This is a genomic window from Streptomyces sp. NPDC088116 (genome assembly GCF_044741745.1).
Classification (GTDB): domain Bacteria; phylum Actinomycetota; class Actinomycetes; order Streptomycetales; family Streptomycetaceae; genus Streptomyces.
The window spans coordinates 1,089,917-1,107,974 of record NZ_JBIUTF010000002.1; the positions used below are offsets into that span (position 1 = coordinate 1,089,917).

The 18,058-nt window shown below is 69.9% G+C and carries 16 protein-coding genes; 14 read left to right on the top strand and 2 right to left on the bottom strand.

The genetic code is table 11. The features are described from left to right. Positions 1–5: 5 nt before the first annotated feature. The 8 genes from murG to ACIOJD_RS11135 all read left to right on the top strand — a co-directional run bounded on the left by murG (position 6) and on the right by ACIOJD_RS11135 (position 7,238). Entirely contained in the window at positions 6–1,100 is a 1,095-nt protein-coding gene (murG, locus tag ACIOJD_RS11100; RefSeq protein ID WP_401910952.1) for an undecaprenyldiphospho-muramoylpentapeptide beta-N-acetylglucosaminyltransferase, read from the top strand. Positions 1,101–1,114: 14 nt separating this feature from the next. Next, the gene (locus tag ACIOJD_RS11105; RefSeq protein ID WP_401910954.1) at positions 1,115–1,897 is read left to right on the top strand and encodes a cell division protein FtsQ/DivIB; all 783 of its coding nucleotides are present in this window, start codon (positions 1,115–1,117) and stop codon (positions 1,895–1,897) included. Between the two features lie 276 nt (positions 1,898–2,173). Next, entirely contained in the window at positions 2,174–3,388 is a 1,215-nt protein-coding gene (ftsZ, locus tag ACIOJD_RS11110; protein ID WP_401910956.1) for a cell division protein FtsZ, read from the top strand. Further along, the gene (gene pgeF / locus ACIOJD_RS11115) at positions 3,385–4,113 is read left to right on the top strand and encodes a peptidoglycan editing factor PgeF (protein WP_401910959.1); all 729 of its coding nucleotides are present in this window, start codon (positions 3,385–3,387) and stop codon (positions 4,111–4,113) included. Before ftsZ ends, pgeF begins: the two co-directional genes overlap by 4 nt. A gap of 6 nt (positions 4,114–4,119) precedes the next feature. Next, a complete protein-coding gene (locus ACIOJD_RS11120; protein ID WP_401910962.1) occupies positions 4,120–4,839 on the top strand; it encodes a YggS family pyridoxal phosphate-dependent enzyme in 720 nt (239 codons plus the stop codon). A gap of 122 nt (positions 4,840–4,961) precedes the next feature. Further along, positions 4,962–5,573 (top strand): cell division protein SepF, encoded by a 612-nt coding sequence (locus tag ACIOJD_RS11125; RefSeq protein ID WP_401881675.1) that lies wholly within the window; start codon positions 4,962–4,964, stop codon positions 5,571–5,573. 92 nt (positions 5,574–5,665) lie between these two features. Continuing rightward, positions 5,666–5,962, top strand: coding sequence for a YggT family protein (locus ACIOJD_RS11130; RefSeq protein ID WP_401881676.1), 297 nt, complete (start codon positions 5,666–5,668; stop codon positions 5,960–5,962). A gap of 49 nt (positions 5,963–6,011) precedes the next feature. Next, positions 6,012–7,238 carry a DivIVA domain-containing protein gene (locus ACIOJD_RS11135; RefSeq protein ID WP_401910964.1) on the top strand — a complete coding sequence of 409 codons (1,227 nt, stop codon included), beginning with the start codon at positions 6,012–6,014 and terminating at the stop codon, positions 7,236–7,238. A gap of 233 nt (positions 7,239–7,471) precedes the next feature. Here the strand turns inward: ACIOJD_RS11135 and ileS are convergent, their stop codons facing one another. Continuing rightward, on the bottom strand, positions 7,472–10,624 hold the full coding sequence (ileS, locus tag ACIOJD_RS11140; protein WP_401910967.1) for an isoleucine--tRNA ligase: 3,153 nt from the start codon (positions 10,622–10,624) through the stop codon (positions 7,472–7,474). 561 nt (positions 10,625–11,185) lie between these two features. Here ileS and ACIOJD_RS11145 point away from each other — a divergent pair. The 5 genes from ACIOJD_RS11145 (at position 11,186) to ACIOJD_RS11165 (ending at position 16,096) form a co-directional block, all read left to right on the top strand. Beyond that, positions 11,186–12,079 carry a TraR/DksA family transcriptional regulator gene (locus ACIOJD_RS11145; protein WP_401910970.1) on the top strand — a complete coding sequence of 298 codons (894 nt, stop codon included), beginning with the start codon at positions 11,186–11,188 and terminating at the stop codon, positions 12,077–12,079. Positions 12,080–12,139: 60 nt separating this feature from the next. Next, complete coding sequence (lspA, locus tag ACIOJD_RS11150; protein ID WP_401910971.1) at positions 12,140–12,700, top strand: signal peptidase II; 561 nt, start codon at positions 12,140–12,142, stop codon at positions 12,698–12,700. Positions 12,701–12,717: 17 nt separating this feature from the next. Further along, complete coding sequence (locus ACIOJD_RS11155; RefSeq protein ID WP_401910974.1) at positions 12,718–13,659, top strand: RluA family pseudouridine synthase; 942 nt, start codon at positions 12,718–12,720, stop codon at positions 13,657–13,659. Between the two features lie 46 nt (positions 13,660–13,705). Continuing rightward, the gene (locus ACIOJD_RS11160) at positions 13,706–14,185 is read left to right on the top strand and encodes a GNAT family N-acetyltransferase (protein WP_401910976.1); all 480 of its coding nucleotides are present in this window, start codon (positions 13,706–13,708) and stop codon (positions 14,183–14,185) included. 324 nt (positions 14,186–14,509) lie between these two features. Continuing rightward, on the top strand, positions 14,510–16,096 hold the full coding sequence (locus tag ACIOJD_RS11165) for a Na+/H+ antiporter (protein ID WP_401910979.1): 1,587 nt from the start codon (positions 14,510–14,512) through the stop codon (positions 16,094–16,096). A gap of 65 nt (positions 16,097–16,161) precedes the next feature. Here the strand turns inward: ACIOJD_RS11165 and ACIOJD_RS11170 are convergent, their stop codons facing one another. Then, positions 16,162–17,271: a mechanosensitive ion channel family protein gene (locus tag ACIOJD_RS11170; RefSeq protein ID WP_401910982.1), complete on the bottom strand. Its 1,110-nt coding sequence runs from the start codon at positions 17,269–17,271 to the stop codon at positions 16,162–16,164. Positions 17,272–17,329: 58 nt separating this feature from the next. Between ACIOJD_RS11170 and ACIOJD_RS11175 the strand changes: the two genes are divergently transcribed. Beyond that, positions 17,330–17,899, top strand: coding sequence for a dienelactone hydrolase family protein (locus tag ACIOJD_RS11175; RefSeq protein WP_401910983.1), 570 nt, complete (start codon positions 17,330–17,332; stop codon positions 17,897–17,899). The last annotated feature ends 159 nt before the right edge of the window (positions 17,900–18,058 follow it).

Genomic DNA, 18,058 nt, shown 5'->3' on the forward strand with positions numbered 1-18,058 from the left:
TTTCGGTGCATGTCGTACTCGCCGGTGGGGGGACCGCCGGCCACATCGAGCCCGCGCTCGCCCTCGCGGACGCCCTGCGGAGGCAGGACCCCACCGTGGGGATCACGGCGCTCGGCACGGAGCGCGGACTGGAGACCAGGCTCGTACCGGAGCGGGGGTACGAACTGGGGCTGATTCCCGCCGTACCGCTGCCGCGCAAGCCCACACCCGAGCTCATCACCGTCCCCGGACGGCTGCGCGGCACGATCAAGGCCGCCGAGCAGATCCTGGAACGCACCAAGGCCGACTGCGTGGTGGGCTTCGGCGGTTACGTGGCGCTGCCCGGCTATCTCGCGGCCAAGCGGCTCGGGGTGCCGATCATCGTCCACGAGGCCAACGCGAGGCCGGGGCTCGCCAACAAGATCGGTTCGCGCTACGCGGCCGGTGTGGCCGTCTCCACCCCCGACAGCAAGCTGCGGGGCGCCCGTTACATCGGCATCCCGCTGCGCCGTACGATCGCCACCCTCGACCGGGCCCGGGTCCGGCCCGAGGCGCGTACGGCGTTCGGGCTCGACCTCAACCTGCCGACGCTGCTGGTCTCCGGCGGTTCGCAGGGCGCGCGCCGGCTCAACGAGGTGGTGCAGCAGGTCGCTCCGCTGCTTCAGCGCTCCGGAATCCAGATCCTGCATGTGGTCGGTCCCAAGAACGAATTGCCGCGCGTGGACAACATGCCCGGTATGCCGCCCTATGTCCCGGTACCGTACGTGGACCGGATGGACCTCGCGTACGCCGCGGCCGACATGATGCTCTGCCGTGCGGGCGCGATGACCGTCGCCGAACTCTCCGCCGTCGGGCTGCCCGCCGCTTATGTGCCGTTGCCGATCGGCAACGGTGAACAGCGGCTCAACGCCCAGCCGCTGGTGAAGGCCAGCGGTGGACTGCTGGTCGACGACGCCGAACTGACGCCCGAGTGGGTGCAGAGCCATGTGCTCCCGGTGCTCGCCGATCCGCACCGGCTGTTCGAGATGTCCCGCGCGGCCGCCGAGTTCGGCCGCAGGGATGCCGACGATCTGCTCGTCGGCATGGTGTACGAGGCGATCGCAGCACGCCGACAGGCGTAGAAGGGCAGGGGCGTGTGGCCGGACCGACGACCGCCGAGCGTGGCGCACGACAACAGTCGGAATCCGGCCGCCCCGGGCCGGGCCGCCGGTTCCGTCTTCCCAACCGGCGGGTGATGATCGTATTGACAGCTTCGACGGTGCTCCTCGGTGGCGCGCTGTGGTCGCTGTACGGCTCGAACTGGCTGCGCGTGGAACGGGTGAGCACCTCGGGCACCGACGTGCTCACCCGCGCCGAGGTGGAGTCCACCGCGGCCGTGCCGGTGGGCTCGCCGCTGATTTCCGTCGATACGGACGGGATTGAGGACCGGTTGCGGCGGAAGCTCCCGCGGATCGACTCGGTCGAGGTGGAGCGATCCTGGCCGCACGGAATCAGTCTCAAAGTGATCGAGCGGCAGCCCGTTCTGCTGATCGGAAAAGGCGCGAAATTTACTGAAGTAGACGCTGATGGTGTGCGTTTCGCCACGGTGGACGCGGCGCCCAAGGGCGTCCCCGTACTCGAGATGACCGCGGATCAGAAGGCCGGTGCGCAGCGGTTCACCACCGGCCGTCTGTTGCTCGAAGCGGTACGTGTGCGCGGCGACCTTCCCGCGAAAGTGGTCGGGGGGACCAAGGTCGTCAGGGTCCGTTCCTACGATTCGATCTCGCTGGAGCTGACCGGCGGGCGTACGGTCATGTGGGGAAGCGGTGAGGACGGCGCGGCCAAGGCGCGTGCGCTCACCGCGCTGCTGAAAGCGGCTCCCAAAGCGGGGCACTTCGATGTGAGCGCCCCCAGCGCGCCTGCCGCGTCGGGGAGTTGACGGGCGTTTGCGCTGGCCAGCACCCTGGTTGGTCAGCGCCAAGGGTGATCACATAGGGTGAAAAGAAAAACGGGAGGTTCGGCGTGTTCGTTGAACGTGCGCCACTTGTCGACTTAGTGTCCTGTTCCGAAGAGTCCAAGAAGCGGACACACTGGTAACCCTGAACTTCAACGTTAGGGTTTGGGTCGGCGTTTCGGACCGTCCCATCGGCATCAGTCGTCGCGGCGCCACATCGGCGGAGCGACGACACGTAACTCGAGGCGAGAGGCCTTCGACGTGGCAGCACCGCAGAACTACCTCGCAGTCATCAAGGTCATCGGTGTCGGCGGCGGTGGTGTCAATGCCATCAACCGGATGATCGAGGTCGGTCTCAAGGGCGTCGAGTTCATCGCGATCAACACGGACGCGCAAGCCCTGTTGATGAGCGACGCCGACGTCAAGCTCGACGTCGGCCGCGAACTCACCCGCGGCCTCGGGGCCGGAGCCAACCCGGCAGTCGGCCGCAAGGCGGCAGAGGACCACCGCGAGGAGATCGAGGAGGTCCTCAAGGGGGCCGACATGGTCTTCGTCACCGCCGGTGAGGGCGGCGGCACCGGTACCGGCGGCGCACCCGTAGTCGCCAACATCGCGCGCTCGTTGGGCGCCCTCACGATCGGCGTGGTCACCCGCCCGTTCACCTTCGAGGGCCGGCGCCGCGCGAACCAGGCGGAGGACGGCATCGCCGAACTCCGCGAAGAGGTCGACACCCTCATCGTCATCCCCAACGACCGGCTGCTGTCCATCTCGGACCGCCAGGTCAGCGTGCTCGACGCGTTCAAGTCCGCGGACCAGGTGCTGCTGTCGGGTGTCCAGGGCATCACCGACCTCATCACCACTCCCGGCCTGATCAACCTCGACTTCGCGGACGTCAAGTCCGTGATGTCGGAAGCGGGATCGGCGCTCATGGGCATCGGCTCGGCCCGCGGCGACGACCGCGCGGTGGCCGCCGCCGAGATGGCGATCTCCTCGCCGCTCCTCGAAGCGTCCATCGACGGCGCCCGCGGTGTCCTGCTCTCCATCTCCGGCGGTTCCGACCTCGGTCTCTTCGAGATCAACGAGGCGGCGCAGCTGGTGAGCGAGGCGGCCCACCCCGAGGCCAACATCATCTTCGGCGCCGTCATCGACGACGCCCTGGGCGACGAGGTACGGGTCACCGTCATCGCGGCCGGCTTCGACGGCGGACAGCCGCCGACCCGCCGCGAGACCGTGCTTGGCGCCGGTTCCGGCAAGCGCGACGAGCAGCAGCCCGCCCCGGCCCGGTCCACCGAGACCGGCCGTTCCACGGGCGGACTCGGCACGATTCCGCCGCGCGAGGAGAGCCCGGACCGGTCCGAGCCCGCCCCCGCGGTCAGTGAGAAGTCGTTCTCGCAGGTGACTCCGCAGGTGCCTCCGGCCCGTCCGTACCAGGACAGCCAGGCCGAGGAGCTGGACGTCCCGGACTTCTTGAAGTGATACGACAGCACGAAACGCTGAGCGGCGCGCACTTCGCCTTCACCGACCGGTGGGGCGGGGTGAGCGCCGCTCCGTACGATCAGCTCAATCTGGGCGGCGCGGTCGGCGACGACCCCGCTGCCGTACGGGCCAACCGTGAACTCGCCGCGAAGTCACTGGATCTCGACCCCGCGCTGGTGGTCTGGATGAACCAGGTGCACGGCCGTGAGGTGGCCGTCACCGCGGGCCCCTGGACGACCGAAGACATTCCGGCCGTCGACGCGATCGTCACCGAACGACGCGGACTGGCACTCGCGGTGCTCACCGCGGACTGTGTTCCGGTGCTGCTGGCCGACCCGGTCGCCGGGATCGCGGCCGCCGCCCACGCGGGCCGGCCGGGCCTGGTCGCGGGGATCGTCCCGGCCGTCGTCGAGGCGATGGCCGGACTCGGCGCCGAACCGTCCCGGATCACCGCCCGGACCGGCCCGGCCGTCTGCGGACGCTGCTACGAAGTCCCCGCCGCGATGCGGGACGAGGTGGCGTCAGCCGTACCGCAGGCCTGGTCCGAGACCGGTTGGGGCACCCCGGCCGTCGATGTGACCGCCGGAGTCCACGCGCAACTCGAAGCCCTCGGAGTCCGGGACCGGCAGCGTTCGGTGGTCTGCACGCTGGAGTCGGACGATCACTATTCGTACCGCCGTGACCGCACGACCGGGCGGCTCGCCGGCTATGTGTGGCTGGACTGATAGCGGATGACGGACCGGAAGAGCGAACTCGCCGTGAATCTCGCGGCGGTAGAGGAACGTATCGCCTCCGCCTGTGCGGCCGCCGGCCGTGAGCGGGAGGAGGTGACCCTCATCGTGGTCACCAAGACCTACCCCGCGAGCGATGTCCGGCTGCTGTCCGAACTGGGCGTACGGCATGTCGCGGAGAACCGCGACCAGGACGCCGCCCCCAAGGCCGCGGCGTGTGAAGATCTGGCGCTCACCTGGCATTTCGTGGGTCAATTGCAGACGAACAAGGTCCGTTCCGTGGTCGGTTATGCCGATGTGGTGCAGTCGGTCGACCGTGTGAAGCTTGTCTCCGCGCTCTCCGTGGCCGCGGTGCGCGCGGAGCGTGAACCGGTCTGCCTGATCCAGGTCGCGCTGGACGCCGAGTCCGGCGAACGCGGGGCGAGGGGTGGCGTGGCGCCGGACGGAATTGAGGAGTTGGCCACAGCGGTGGCCGATTCACCAGGACTGCGGCTCGGCGGTCTGATGACCGTGGCGCCGCTCGCCGGACCGTACGCGGGGCGGCAACAGGCGGCGTTCGACCGGCTGCTGGAAATCTCATCCCGCCTGCGCGGGAACCATCCTGCTGCGAACATGGTGTCAGCGGGGATGAGTGCGGATCTCGAGGACGCCGTGAAGGCCGGTGCGACACATGTACGCGTCGGTACGGCGGTACTCGGAGTCCGTCCCCGGCTCGGGTAACGTCGCCAAGCAAGTCGGACCACAGCAGAAAATATGGTCATTCCGCCGAAAGCGGGCAGACCTAGTGGATCGCGGGCACTTGGTGACGAGGCCGATCCACCACAGAGCGGAGGACTCAGAGCATGGCCGGCGCGATGCGCAAGATGGCGGTCTACCTCGGCCTCGTGGAGGACGATGGGTACGACGGCCGGGGCTTCGACCCCGATGACGACTTCGAACCCGAGCCGGAGCCCGAGCGGGAGCACCGGCGCCACCAGCCCGTGCACCAGCAGGAACGGGAAGAACCGGTGCGCGCGGTCCAACCGCCCCCGCAGCGCGAGCGCGAGCCGGTGCCGCTAGCGGCAGAAAGCGGACGTCCGGCGCGAATCGCCCCCGTGGCATCTATCACACCCGACCGTCCGAACCTGGAGAAGAACGCACCGGTGATCATGCCCAAGGTTGTGTCCGAGCGGGAGCCCTACCGCATCACCACATTGCACCCGAGGACCTACAACGAGGCCCGTACCATCGGGGAACACTTCCGTGAGGGCACTCCGGTGATCATGAATCTGACGGAGATGGACGACACGGACGCGAAGCGACTTGTCGACTTTGCCGCGGGACTTGTCTTCGGTCTCCATGGCAGCATTGAGCGAGTGACGCAGAAGGTGTTCCTGCTGTCTCCTGCTAACGTCGATGTCACGGCGGAGGACAAGGCCCGCATCGCAGAGGGCGGATTCTTCAACCAGAGCTGAGAACACCACACCGGGAACGACCCGGTCGCACGGCGGGAACGACCCGGCGCACGGCCGGAGCAGAGTGAACCAGGGGAGAGGGAAGCAGCGGGATGGGCATCGCACTACAGGTGGTCTACATCGCGCTGATGTGCTTCCTCATCGTGCTTATTTTCCGGTTGGTCATGGAGTACGTCTTCCAGTTCGCGCGCTCATGGCAACCCGGCAAGGCGATGGTGGTCGTTCTGGAGGCCACCTACACTGTCACCGATCCACCGCTCAAGCTTCTGCGGCGGTTCATTCCGCCGCTGCGTCTCGGGGGCGTGGCACTCGACCTGTCCTTCTTCATTCTGATGATCATCGTGTACATCCTGATCTCGCTCGTGAGCTTTCTTGCGAGGGGAATGTGAGCGATACGGTCTTGCCGACTGCCGACGACTACGTAGAGGTGAAGTAGAGATGCCGTTGACCCCCGAGGACGTGCGGAACAAGCAGTTCACGACCGTCCGCCTCCGAGAAGGCTATGACGAGGACGAGGTCGATGCCTTTCTCGACGAGGTCGAGGCCGAACTGACCCGTCTGCTCCGTGAGAACGAGGACCTGCGGGCGAAGTTGGCCGCTGCTACTCGCGCTGCCGCGCAGAACCAGCAGCAACAGAGCATGCGCAAGCCTCCCGAACAGCAGGAACGGCAGGGGGGCCCGGTGCCCGCCGCCATATCAGGACCTCCGCAGCAGCAGCAGCCCCCGCAGATGGGTCCCCCCCAACTGCCCGGCGGCGCACCCCAGCTTCCTGCCGGACCGAGCGCCCACGGTGGCCACGGTCCGCAGCAGGGTCACGGTCCGGGCCCTCAGGGCCAGCACGGCCCCGGTCCGATGGGTCAGGGCGGTCCGATGCAGCAGCAGGGCAACCCCATGGGCCAGGGCGGCCCGATGCAACAGCAGCAGGGTCAGCACGGCCCCGGCCCGATGGGTCAGGGCGGTCCGATGCAGCAGCAGGGCAACCCCCTGGGCGGACCGATGGGCGGCCCCATGGGCGGCCACAACCCGCAGATCCAGCAGCCCGGTCAGGGCGGACCCGGCGGCGACAGCGCCGCGCGTGTGCTCTCGCTCGCCCAGCAGACCGCCGACCAGGCGATCGCCGAGGCGCGCTCCGAGGCCAACAAGATCGTCGGCGAGGCGCGCAGCCGCGCGGAGGGTCTGGAGCGCGACGCGCGCGCCAAGGCCGACGCGCTGGAGCGGGACGCGCAGGAGAAGCACCGCGTCGCGATGGGCTCCCTGGAGTCCGCGCGCGCGACGCTGGAGCGCAAGGTCGAGGACCTGCGTGGCTTCGAGCGCGAGTACCGCACGCGTCTGAAGTCCTACCTGGAGAGCCAGTTGCGTCAGCTGGAGACCCAGGCGGACGACTCGCTGGCCCCGCCGCGTACCCCGGCGACCGCATCGCTGCCGCCGTCGCCGTCCCCGTCGATGGCTCCGGCCGGCGCGGGCGCGATGGGTCACAGCATGGGGGGCAACCCCTCGATGGGCGGCCACGGCGGCCCCTCGGCGGGCCCGTCGTACGGCGGTCAGCAGCAGATGTCACCGGCGATGACCCAGCCGATGGCACCGGTGCGGCCGCAGGCGCCGCAGCCGATGCAGCAGGCCCCGTCGCCGATGCGCGGGTTCCTGATCGACGAGGACGACAACTGACGGGCATACGCGTGCGCCACGCGTAGCCGTCGGCAGATCGCAGGGCTGGGCCCGGGGTTTTCACCCCGGGCCCAGCCCTTTTGTTTGTGCCGGGGAGCCGCCCGCTGTGGCCGGGCGCGCGGGGGCTGTCGGGCCGGGACCGCGCGCGTGTGCGTCAGGGGCGGCGGCGAAACCACGACGGCCCGGCCCCGGTGGTGCCGGGAGCCGGGCCGTGACAGGGAGGGCCGGAGGTCCTACGCCTTGCGGAGGCGGAAGGTGAGGGACAGACCCTCGTCCGTGAACGCAGTGCCGTAGGCCTCGTCGGCCTCGCCCGCGGTGAAGTCCGTTGCCAGGACCTCCTCCGAGATCAGCGAGGTGTGCTCGGTCAGTGCTTCCGTCGTCGCCGCGGACGTGGTCGTCCAGCGCACCGCGATACGGTCCGCTACATCCAGGCCGCTGTTCTTACGGGCCTCCTGGATCAGGCGGATCGCGTCACGCGCCAGGCCCGCCCGGCGCAGCTCCGGGGTGATCTCCAGGTCCAGGGCCACCGTCGCGCCGGAGTCGGAGGCGACCGACCAGCCCTCGCGCGGGGTTTCTGTGATGATCACCTCGTCCGGGGCGAGCGAGACCGTCTCGCCGTCGACGGTCACCGAGGCCGTACCGTCGCGCAGGGCGGCGGACAGGGCCGCGGCGTCCGCGTCGGCGACCGCCTTGGCCACGGCCTGGACGCCCTTGCCGAAACGCTTGCCCAGGGCACGGAAGTTGGCCTTCGCCGTCGTGTCGACGAGCGAGCCGCCCACCTCCGAAAGCGTCGCCAGGGACGAGACGTTCAGCTCCTCCGTGATCTGGCCGCGCAGTTCGGTGGAGAGGGCCTCGAAACCCGTCGCCGCGATCAGCGCGCGGGACAGCGGCTGGCGGGTCTTCACGCCCGACTCGGCGCGCGTCGCGCGGCCCAGCTCCACCAGGCGCCGGACCAGCGTCATCTGCTGCGAGAGCGTCGGGTCGATCGACGGCAGGTCCGCCTTCGGCCAGTCGGTCAGATGCACCGACTCCGGTGCGTCCGGCGTCACCGGTACGACCATGTCCTGCCAGACCCGCTCGGTGATGAACGGGGTCAGCGGGGCCATCAGCCGTGTGACCGTCTCGACCACGTCGTGCAGGGTGCGCAGCGCCGCCTTGTCGCCCTGCCAGAAGCGGCGGCGTGAGCGGCGTACGTACCAGTTGGACAGGTCGTCGACGAAGGCCGAGAGCAGCTTGCCGGTGCGCTGGGTGTCGTACGCCTCCATCGCCTGCGTGGTCTGGTCGACCAGCGCGTGCAGCTCGCTCAGCAGCCAGCGGTCGAGCAGCGGCCGGTCGGCCGGCGCCGGATCGGCCTCGCTCGGCGCCCAGTTGGACGTACGGGCGTACAGGGCCTGGAAGGCGACGGTGTTCCAGTACGTCAGCAGGGTCTTGCGGACGACTTCCTGGATCGTGCCGTGGCCCACCCGGCGCGCCGCCCACGGGGAGCCGCCGGCCGCCATGAACCAGCGGACCGCGTCCGCGCCGTGCTGGTCCATCAGCGGGATGGGCTGGAGGATGTTGCCCAGATGCTTGGACATCTTGCGGCCGTCCTCGGCGAGGATGTGGCCGAGGCAGACGACGTTCTCGTAACTCGACTTGTCGAAGACCAGTGTGCCGACGGCCATCAGCGTGTAGAACCAGCCGCGCGTCTGGTCGATGGCCTCCGAGATGAACTGCGCCGGGTAGCGCTTCTCGAACAGGTCCTTGTTCTTGTACGGGTAGCCCCACTGCGCGAACGGCATCGAACCCGAGTCGTACCAGGCGTCGATCACCTCCGGGACGCGGACGGCGGTCAGCTCGCAGCCGTCCTGCGGGCAGGTGAAGGTGACCGCGTCGATGTACGGGCGGTGCGGGTCGAGTCCGCTCTGGTCCGTGCCCGTCAGCTCGCTCAACTCGGCGCGTGAGCCGACGCAGGTGAGGTGGTTGTCCTCGCAGCGCCAGATCGGCAGCGGCGTGCCCCAGTAGCGGTTGCGGGACAGCGCCCAGTCGACGTTGTTGTTCAGCCAGTCCCCGTACCGGCCGTGCTTGACCGAGTCCGGGAACCAGTTGGTCTTCTCGTTCTCGTCGAGCAGCCGGTCCTTGATGGCCGTCGTACGGATGTACCAGGAGGGCTGCGCGTAGTAGAGGAGCGCGGTGTGGCAGCGCCAGCAGTGCGGATAGCTGTGCTCGTACGGCACATGACGGAACAGCAGGCCCCGCTCGCGCAGGTCCTCGGTCAGCGCCTCGTCGGCCTTCTTGAAGAAGACGCCGCCGACGAGCGGGATGTCCGCCTCGAACGTGCCGTCGGGGCGGACCGGGTTCACGACCGGGAGGCCGTACGCGCGGCAGACCTTGAGGTCGTCCTCACCGAAGGCCGGGGACTGGTGGACCAGGCCCGTGCCGTCCTCGGTCGTGACGTACTCGGCGTTGACGACGAAGTGCGCCTGGGCCGGGAATTCGACGAGGCCGAAGGGACGCTCGTACGTCCAGCGTTCCATCTCGCTGCCGGTGAACGACTCGCCGGTCGTCTCCCAGCCCTCGCCCAGCGCCTTCTGAAGCAGCGGCTCCGCGACGACGAGCTTCTCCTCGCCGTTCGTCGCGACCACGTAGGTGACCTCGGGGTGAGCGGCGACGGCGGTGTTCGAGACCAGGGTCCACGGGGTGGTCGTCCAGACCAGCAGCGCCGCCTCGCCCGCGAGCGGTCCCGAGGTCAGCGGGAAGCGGACGAAGACCGAGGGGTCGACGATCGTCTCGTACCCCTGCGCCAGCTCGTGGTCGGAGAGGCCGGTCTGGTCGCGCGGGCACCAGGGCGCCACGCGGTAGTCCTGGACCAGCAGGCCCTTGCCGAAGATCTCCTTCAGCGACCACCAGACGGAGTCGATGTACTCCGGGTTCATGGTCCGGTACGCGTTGTCGAGGTCGGTCCAGAAGCCCATGCGGGTCGTCAGCTCGGCGAACGCGTCGGTGTGCCGGGTGACGGAGTCGCGGCACTTCGCGTTGAACTCCGCGATGCCGTAGGCCTCGATGTCCTTCTTACCGGTGAAGCCCAGCTCCTTCTCGACGGCCAGCTCCACGGGCAGCCCGTGGCAGTCCCAGCCGGCCTTGCGGGCCACGTGGTAGCCGCGCATGGTGCGAAAGCGCGGGAAGACGTCCTTGAAGACGCGGGCCTCGATGTGGTGGGCGCCGGGCATGCCGTTGGCGGTGGGCGGGCCCTCGTAGAAGACCCATTCGGGGCGGCCCTCGGACTGTTCGAGGCTCTTGTCGAAGACCTTGTTCTCGCGCCAGAAATCGAGCACGGCGTGCTCGAGTGCGGGCAGGTCGACCTGGGCGGGCACCTGGTGGTACTGCGGCGATGTCGCTGGTGTCATGGGGCGGCTTCCTCCGGCGGAACTGCGTCGTCTCCGTCGGAGGGACGAGAGCTGGGCTCCCGCGGTACCACCCTCCTTGGCCCCGGACGTGCGCCGCCCGCGGCCCCCTCAGTTGGGGTCGCGCTGCCGGTTCTACTCGCCCGGGGTGGACCCGGGCTTTCTTCCGGCGGCTCCGGGGTGATCCTTCGCATCGCGCTCTGCCCCCGGGCTCTCACCGTCCCCGGGTCGCTCATGGCCGCGTACGACGCTACTCGTCCCCATCCACGCCTCTCGCTGGGCCCAGTGTACGGGGCCCAGCGAGAGGCGGCCGACCGTTTTCGCGGGGGCGCCGTACGGCCGAGCGTCTGACACGAACGGTTACAGCGGTTCCCGCGGGCTTTCGCGGCCGCCCGGCGGCGGATTACCGGGCGGGGAGCTGGGAACAACGGATGGAGGCTCGTCTTGTCACGGAACGGGGGAGGGCGGAACCGGCGGCGTGCCCCGTTGCCGCGGGGCTGATGTCGATTTATCGTCCCAGCACGATTCGCGAGCAGGATCACCCTATGTGAAGGGGCCGCGGCCATGGTGGCGAAGAAGACCGCCGGGAAGAAGACAACCGCGGCGAAACCGGCGACCGGGAACGCGGCCGGGGCCACGGCGCACAGCGCGGCGAAGAGTACGGACCAGGGCGCGGCCGGGAGTACGGCCGGGACCGCGACGGCGAAGAAAACGCCTGCCAGGAAGGCGCCGGCCAAGAAAGCCGTGGGTAAGAAGGCCGTGGGCGAGAAGGCGGCCGCCAGGAAGGCAGTCGGCAAGAAGGCCGCGGCGAAGAGGACAGCGGCGACGAAGACGGTGAAAAAGGCGGCGAAGAGCGCACCGTCGAAGAAGACGGCCGCCGCGAAGAAGGCGCCGGCGAGCAAGGCACCTGCGAAGAAGGCCGCGTCCGCGGCCGAGGGGGCGGCCCAGGCCGCGGATCAGACGGGAGCCAAGACGGTGGGAACAGCCAAGAAGACGGCGGGCGGCAAGGGCACGGTGGCCGCGACGGCGGTCCCCCCGGCGCGCGCCGGCGTGACGCCGCCCGAGGAGCTGGCCGTACGGCCCGATGAGGACCCGTGGTCCCCGGAGGAGGTCGCCGAGGCGCGGGCCGAGCTGGAGAGCGAGATCGCCCGGCTGCACTCCGAGATCACCTCGTCCGAGGCCGCCCTGGCCGGGCTGATGCGGGACTCCGGGGACGGCGCCGGCGACGACGATGCGGACACCGGCACCAAGAACATCACCCGTGAGCACGAGATGTCGCTGGCCGCCAACGCCCGCGAGATGCTGGAGCAGACCGAGCGGGCCCTCCAGCGGCTCGACGCCGGTACGTACGGACTGTGCGAGGTCTGCGGCAAGCCGATCGGGAAGGCCCGGATGCAGGCCTTCCCGCGGGCCACGCTGTGTGTGGAGGACAAGCAGAAGCAGGAACGCCGAGGCTGATCGCGCACGGGTGTGACGTACCCTCGTGCTCAGTCAGGTACCTAGGGTTGAGGGACTCACGTGGCAGAGGCGGAGCGCGTTATCGGTACGCCCGAAGTGGACGACGAGGCTGCGGCGCCCGCCGAGCAGCCGAAGGGCAAGCGGCGGCTCGCCGTGCTCTTCGCCGTCGCGCTGGTGGCGTACCTGCTGGACCTCGGCAGCAAGATGCTCGTGGTGGCGAAGCTGGAGGGCCATGAGCCGGTCGAGGTGATCGGCGATCTCCTGCAGTTCAACGCGATCCGGAACCCCGGTGCCGCCTTCGGCATGGGCGAGGCGTACACGGTGGTCTTCACGGTCATCGCGTCGACCGTGGTCCTGGTGATCGCCCGGCTGGCGCGCAAGCTCTACAGCCTGCCCTGGGCGTTCGCGCTCGGTCTGCTGCTCGGTGGCGCGCTCGGCAACCTCACCGACCGGATCTTCCGCTCGCCCGGCGTCTTCCGGGGTGCCGTGGTGGACTTCATCGCGCCCGCGCACTTCGCCGTGTTCAATCTGGCGGACTCCGCGGTCGTCTGCGGCGGCATCCTCATCGTGCTGCTGTCGTTCCGGGGCCTGGACCCCGACGGGACCGTCCACAAGGATTGACAAGGCATACTCGACAGGTGAGCTTTCCCGAGATCAGAACGCTGCCCGTGCCCGATGGCCTGGAGGGCGAGCGCGTCGACGCCGCCATAGCCCGTATGTTCGGGTTCTCCCGTACGAAGGCGGCCGAGCTGGCCGCTTCCGGGAAGGTCCTGGTCGACGGCTCCGCCGTCGGGAAGTCCGAGCGGGTGAACGGCGGGGCCTGGCTCGAGGTGGAGATGCCCGCGGCGGCCGCGCCCGTACAGATCGTGGCCGAGCCCGTCGAGGGCATGGAGATCGTGCACGACGACGACGACATCGTGGTGATCGTCAAGCCGGTCGGGGTGGCCGCGCACCCGAGCCCCGGCTGGAACGGTACGACGGTGATCGGCGGCCTGGCCGCGGCCGGCTACCGCATCTCGACCTCCGGGGCCGCCGAGCGCCAGGGCATTGTGCACCGGCTCGATGTCGGGACCTCCGGGCTGATGGTCGTGGCCAAGTCGGAGCGCGCCTACACGCTGCTCAAGGCGCAGTTCAAGGAGCGCGTCGTCGACAAGCGCTACCACGCGCTGGTGCAGGGGCACCCGGACCCGATGAGCGGGACCATCGACGCCCCGATCGGCCGCCATCCGAACCACGACTACAAGTGGGCGGTCACCGCCGAGGGCAAGCCGTCGGTCACGCACTACGACCTGATCGAGGCGTTCCGGTCAGCGTCGCTGCTGGACATCAAGCTGGAGACGGGCCGTACGCATCAGATCCGGGTGCACATGTCGGCCCACCGGCATCCGTGCGTGGGTGACCTGACGTACGGCGCCGATCCGACGCTGGCGAAGCGGCTGGGGCTGACCCGGCAGTGGCTGCACGCGATGCGTCTGGGCTTCGAGCACCCGTCGGACGGCCGGTGGGTGGAGTTCGAGAGCTCGTATCCGCAAGACCTTCAGAGCGCCCTGGACAAGGTCCGGGCGGAGAGCAACGCGTGAGCGTGGTGCGGGCGGGGTCCGGGCCGGGCCCGGTTCGCAGCGCCTGGTGAGCGCCGGAGGCGGCCTCGGCCGCGTGATACGGGTCGCGACGGACGCGGCGGACATCGAGGCGTGCTTCGCGGTCCGCAAAGAGGTCTTCGTCGTCGAGCAGGGTGTCTCCGAGGAGCTTGAGTACGACGGCCGTGACGGGGACGCCGTGCAGGTGCTGGCCGTCCGCGACGACGGGGTGCCGCTGGGGACCGCGCGGCTGCTGTACGGGCCCGGCGCGGCCGACCGGACCGGCGGGGACCTGCGCGTCGGCTCGCTGGGACGGCTGGCGGTCGCCGCCGCCGCGCGTGGCCTGGGCATCGGCGCGGCGCTGGTACGGGCCGTCGAGGACGCGGCGCGTGAGCGCGGGCTCACGGCGATGGATCTGCACGCGCAGTCGTACGCGCTGGGCTTCTACGAGCGGCTCGGGTACGAGGCGTACGGCCCTGAATTCCTGGACGCGGGTATGAAACACCGGGCGATGCGCCGGGCGCTCTGAGCCGTCCGACGGACGTCCGTCGGCTGTCCGTCGGCTGTCCGTCGGCTGTCCGTCGCTCCGAGCCGGTCGCGGTGGGGTGCGCGCTCCGAGGTGACGAAAAAGGGCGTGACTCCGGTCGGGTCCGATCGGTTCCGGTCACCCCCTGGCCGAACTGCGAGAACGCGCGTGACAGGCTGGAGGTCTTGATCACCCGTGTCTGCCGTCACGGGGTCCTTGCGGAACAGGTGGACGATCGGCTCGCGGCGAAGTGCGGTGCCGGGTGTCGTGAGCCGTCCGGCCGTTCCGCGACGACCCCCGAGGCTTTCGACCACCGGAGGGCCCACCGTGGACCAGTTGGCACTACTGATCGCGCTGTTGCTCGGGGCGGTGCTCACTGTGCCGCTGGGGGACCGGCTGGGGCTGCCCTCGCCGGTGCTGATGACGATCGTGGGGATCGTCCTGGCGCTGCTGCCGTTCGTACCGAACGTCCAGGTGCCGCCGGACTTCATTCTTCCGCTGCTGCTGCCACCGCTGCTGTACGCGGCGGTGCAACGCACCTCCTGGCGGCAGTTCGCGGCGAATCTGCGGCCCATCTTCCTGCTGGCGGTCGCCCTGGTCTTCGTGACGACGGCGGCCGTGGCGGCGGTAGCCAACTCCGTCGTGCCTGGTCTGCCGATCGCCGCGGCCGTCGCGCTGGGCGCGCTCGTCGCGCCGCCCGACCCGGTGGCCGCGACCGCCGTCGCCGGCTCCCTCGGGCTGCCCCGGCGGCTGGTCTCGATCCTGGAGGGCGAGGGGCTCTTCAACGATGTCACCGCGATCGTGCTCTACCACGTGGCGATCGCGGCGGCCGTCAGCGGGACGTTCTCCTGGCCGGGCGCCGTCGGGTCCCTCGTACTCTCCGCGGTGGTGGCCGTGGCGATGGGACTCGCGCTCGGCTGGCTCACCAACAAGCTGATGTCGCTGCTCGGCGACGCGACCCTTCAGATCGGCCTGTCGCTCCTGGTGCCGTTCGTCAGCTACGTACTGGCGGAGGAACTGCACGGATCGGGCGTGCTCGCCGTCCTCACCACCGCGCTCTTCCTCGCCACCCACACGGCGGACGCCGACGACGTCATGGGACGGCTGGCCGGCAACTCCTTCTGGCAGGTGGTCGACACCCTGGTGACCGGTGTCGCCTTCGGCCTCATCGGCCTGGAACTCCACAACGCCTTCGGCGCGGCCAGCGGCCGGGTGCCCGAGATGCTCGGCTGGGGCGCGGCGGTCGTCGGGGTCGTCGTGTTCGTACGGCTGTTGTGGCTGCTGCCGGCGACCTGGCTGGCCAAGCGGATGCACAAGCTCCGCGACTACGACGAGGAGATCCCGACCAGCTGGCGCGAGACCGTCGTCATGTGGTGGGCCGGGATGCGCGGGGTGGCCTCGGTCGCGCTGGCGCTGGCGATCCCGCTGGAGACCGACGACGGGCACCCGTTCCCGGGCCGCGAAGAGATCATCTTCATCGCGTTCGCGGTGATCATGGCCACGCTGATAGTCCAGGGACTGACCCTGCCCTGGCTGGTACGGAAGCTCGGCGTACGGGCGGACACCAACGCGGAGCACGAGCTGGAGCACGCGCTCGCGCTGCGCGCGGCCAAGGCGGCCAGGGGACGCCTCAAGGAGATCGAGGACGTCGAGGAGCTGCCGGAGGACATCAGCGAGCGGCTGCTGCGCGGAGCGGTCGACATCGGGCTGCGGATCAGCCCCGACCTGGCGGACGACGAGCGGCGCGAGTGGGTCGCCAAGCGCGTGGACCGGGTCAGGACGGTCCAGCGGATCCAGCGCGAGATGATGTCGGCGGCCCGGCACGAGGTCCTCTCGGCGCGCAACGAGCCGGGCGCCGACCCCGAGGTGGTGGACCGCGTCCTGCGGCAGCTGGACGTACGCAGCATGCACTGACCCCGCACCGGCCGGCGTCAGGTGGCGATGCCCCGGCGGGCCCTGACGTACCTCGGTCCGGTGCCTCAGCCGCGGCCGGTGCGCGGGTGGTCCGCGTCGTCCTCGAACGCGGGCGACGGGAGCCGGCCCTGCGGCGGGATCTTCTCGGCGGGAGCCGTGGTGATCTTCGGCAGGGCGTACGGATGATGCTCGGTCAGCCATGCCAGCAGCTGCTCCCGTACGGCACAGCGGGCCGTCCAGATGTCGTCCGCGTCCTTGGCCGTGACGACCGCGCGTACCTCCATCGTGCTGGGGGTGGTGTCCGTGACGGCCAGGCTCCAGTCGCGGCCGTCCCAGGCCGCGCACTCCAGCAGGATCCGGTGCAGCTGCTCGCGCATCAGCGGCACCGGCGCGGAATGGTCCAGCTGGAGGAAGACCGTGCCGGTCATCTGGGCCCCGCCGCGTGACCAGTTCTCGAAGGGCTTGCTGGTGAAGTAGGACACCGGCATCGTGATGCGCCGCTCGTCCCAGGTCCGTACGGCGAGGAAGGTGAGCGTGACCTCCTCGATCACGCCCCACTCGCCGTCCACCACCACCGTGTCGCCGATCCGCACCATGTCGCCGAACGCGATCTGGAAGCCGGCGAAGAGATTGCCGAGGGTGGACTGCGCGGCGACACCGGCGACGATGCCGATGATGCCCGCCGAGGCCAGCATCGAGGTACCGATGGACCGCAGGTCGGGGAAGGTGAGCAGGATCGCGGCCACCGCCACCACCACGACGACGGCGGTAGCGATCCGCATGATGAGCGTCACCTGCGTACGGACACGGCGGAGCCGGGCCGGATCGCGGGTCGAGGACGCGTAGCGGGCGTACGTCGACTCCACCACGGCGGACACGATCCGTACGACCAGCCAGGCACCGGCACCGATGAGCACCAGGGACAGCGCCTGCCCGATCCCGCCCCGGTTGTCCTCGATGATCCGCCAGCGGGTCACCCGGTAGGTGCCGCGCAGCAGGGCGGTGAACAGGACCACCTGCAACGGCAGCCGGCAGCGGCGCAGCAGTCCCCACAGCGGGGTCTCGGGGTGGCGCGCGTCCGCGCGGCGCAGCAGCAGGTCGACAGCCCAGCCGAGCGCCACGGTGAGCAGGACCGAACCACCGAGCACGGTCAGTGGGCGCAGTACGTTCTCCATGGTTCGCCGACGGCTCCCTCGATCGTTCCGAAACGGGCGGAGCTGGCAGGATGGCCGGATGGACATCATGCTTTTCCACTCCGTGTACGGCCTTCGCCCGGCCGTGCGTGCGGCGGCCGACCGGCTGCGTGCCGCCGGCCACGACGTGCGGGTGCCCGACCTCTTCGAGGGACAAACCGCCGACACGGTGGAGGCGGGCATGGAGCTGAAGGACAAGATCGGCAAGGACGAGCTGCTGCGGCGCGCGGTCCTGGCCGCCGCGCCGTACTCCGAACGCGGTCTGGTGTACGCGGGCTTCTCGCTCGGTGGCTCCATCGCGCAGAATCTGGCGCTGGGCGACGAGAAGGCCCGGGGGCTGCTGCTGTTGCACGGCACGTCCGACATCGCGGAGGACGCGTCCGTGGACGAGCTGCCCGTACAGCTGCATGTGGCCGACCCGGATCCGTTCGAGCCGCACGACTGGCTGACGGCGTGGTACCTGCGGATGCGGCGGGCCGGGGCCGATGTGGAGGTCTACCGCTACCCGGGAGCCGGGCATCTGTACACGGACCCGGAGCTGCGGGACTACGACGAGACGTCCGCGGAGGAGACCTGGCGGACGGCGCTCGCCTTCATCGACACGCTCTGAGCAGGCCGGACATGCTCTGGGCCGGACCGACACGCTCTGGGTCGGCCGGACATGCTCTGGGCCGGCCGGACATGTTCTGAGCAGGCCCGACATGCTCTGGGTCGGCCGGACATGCTCTGGGCCGGACCGACACGCTCCGTGCCGGTCCGGCACGGCTTG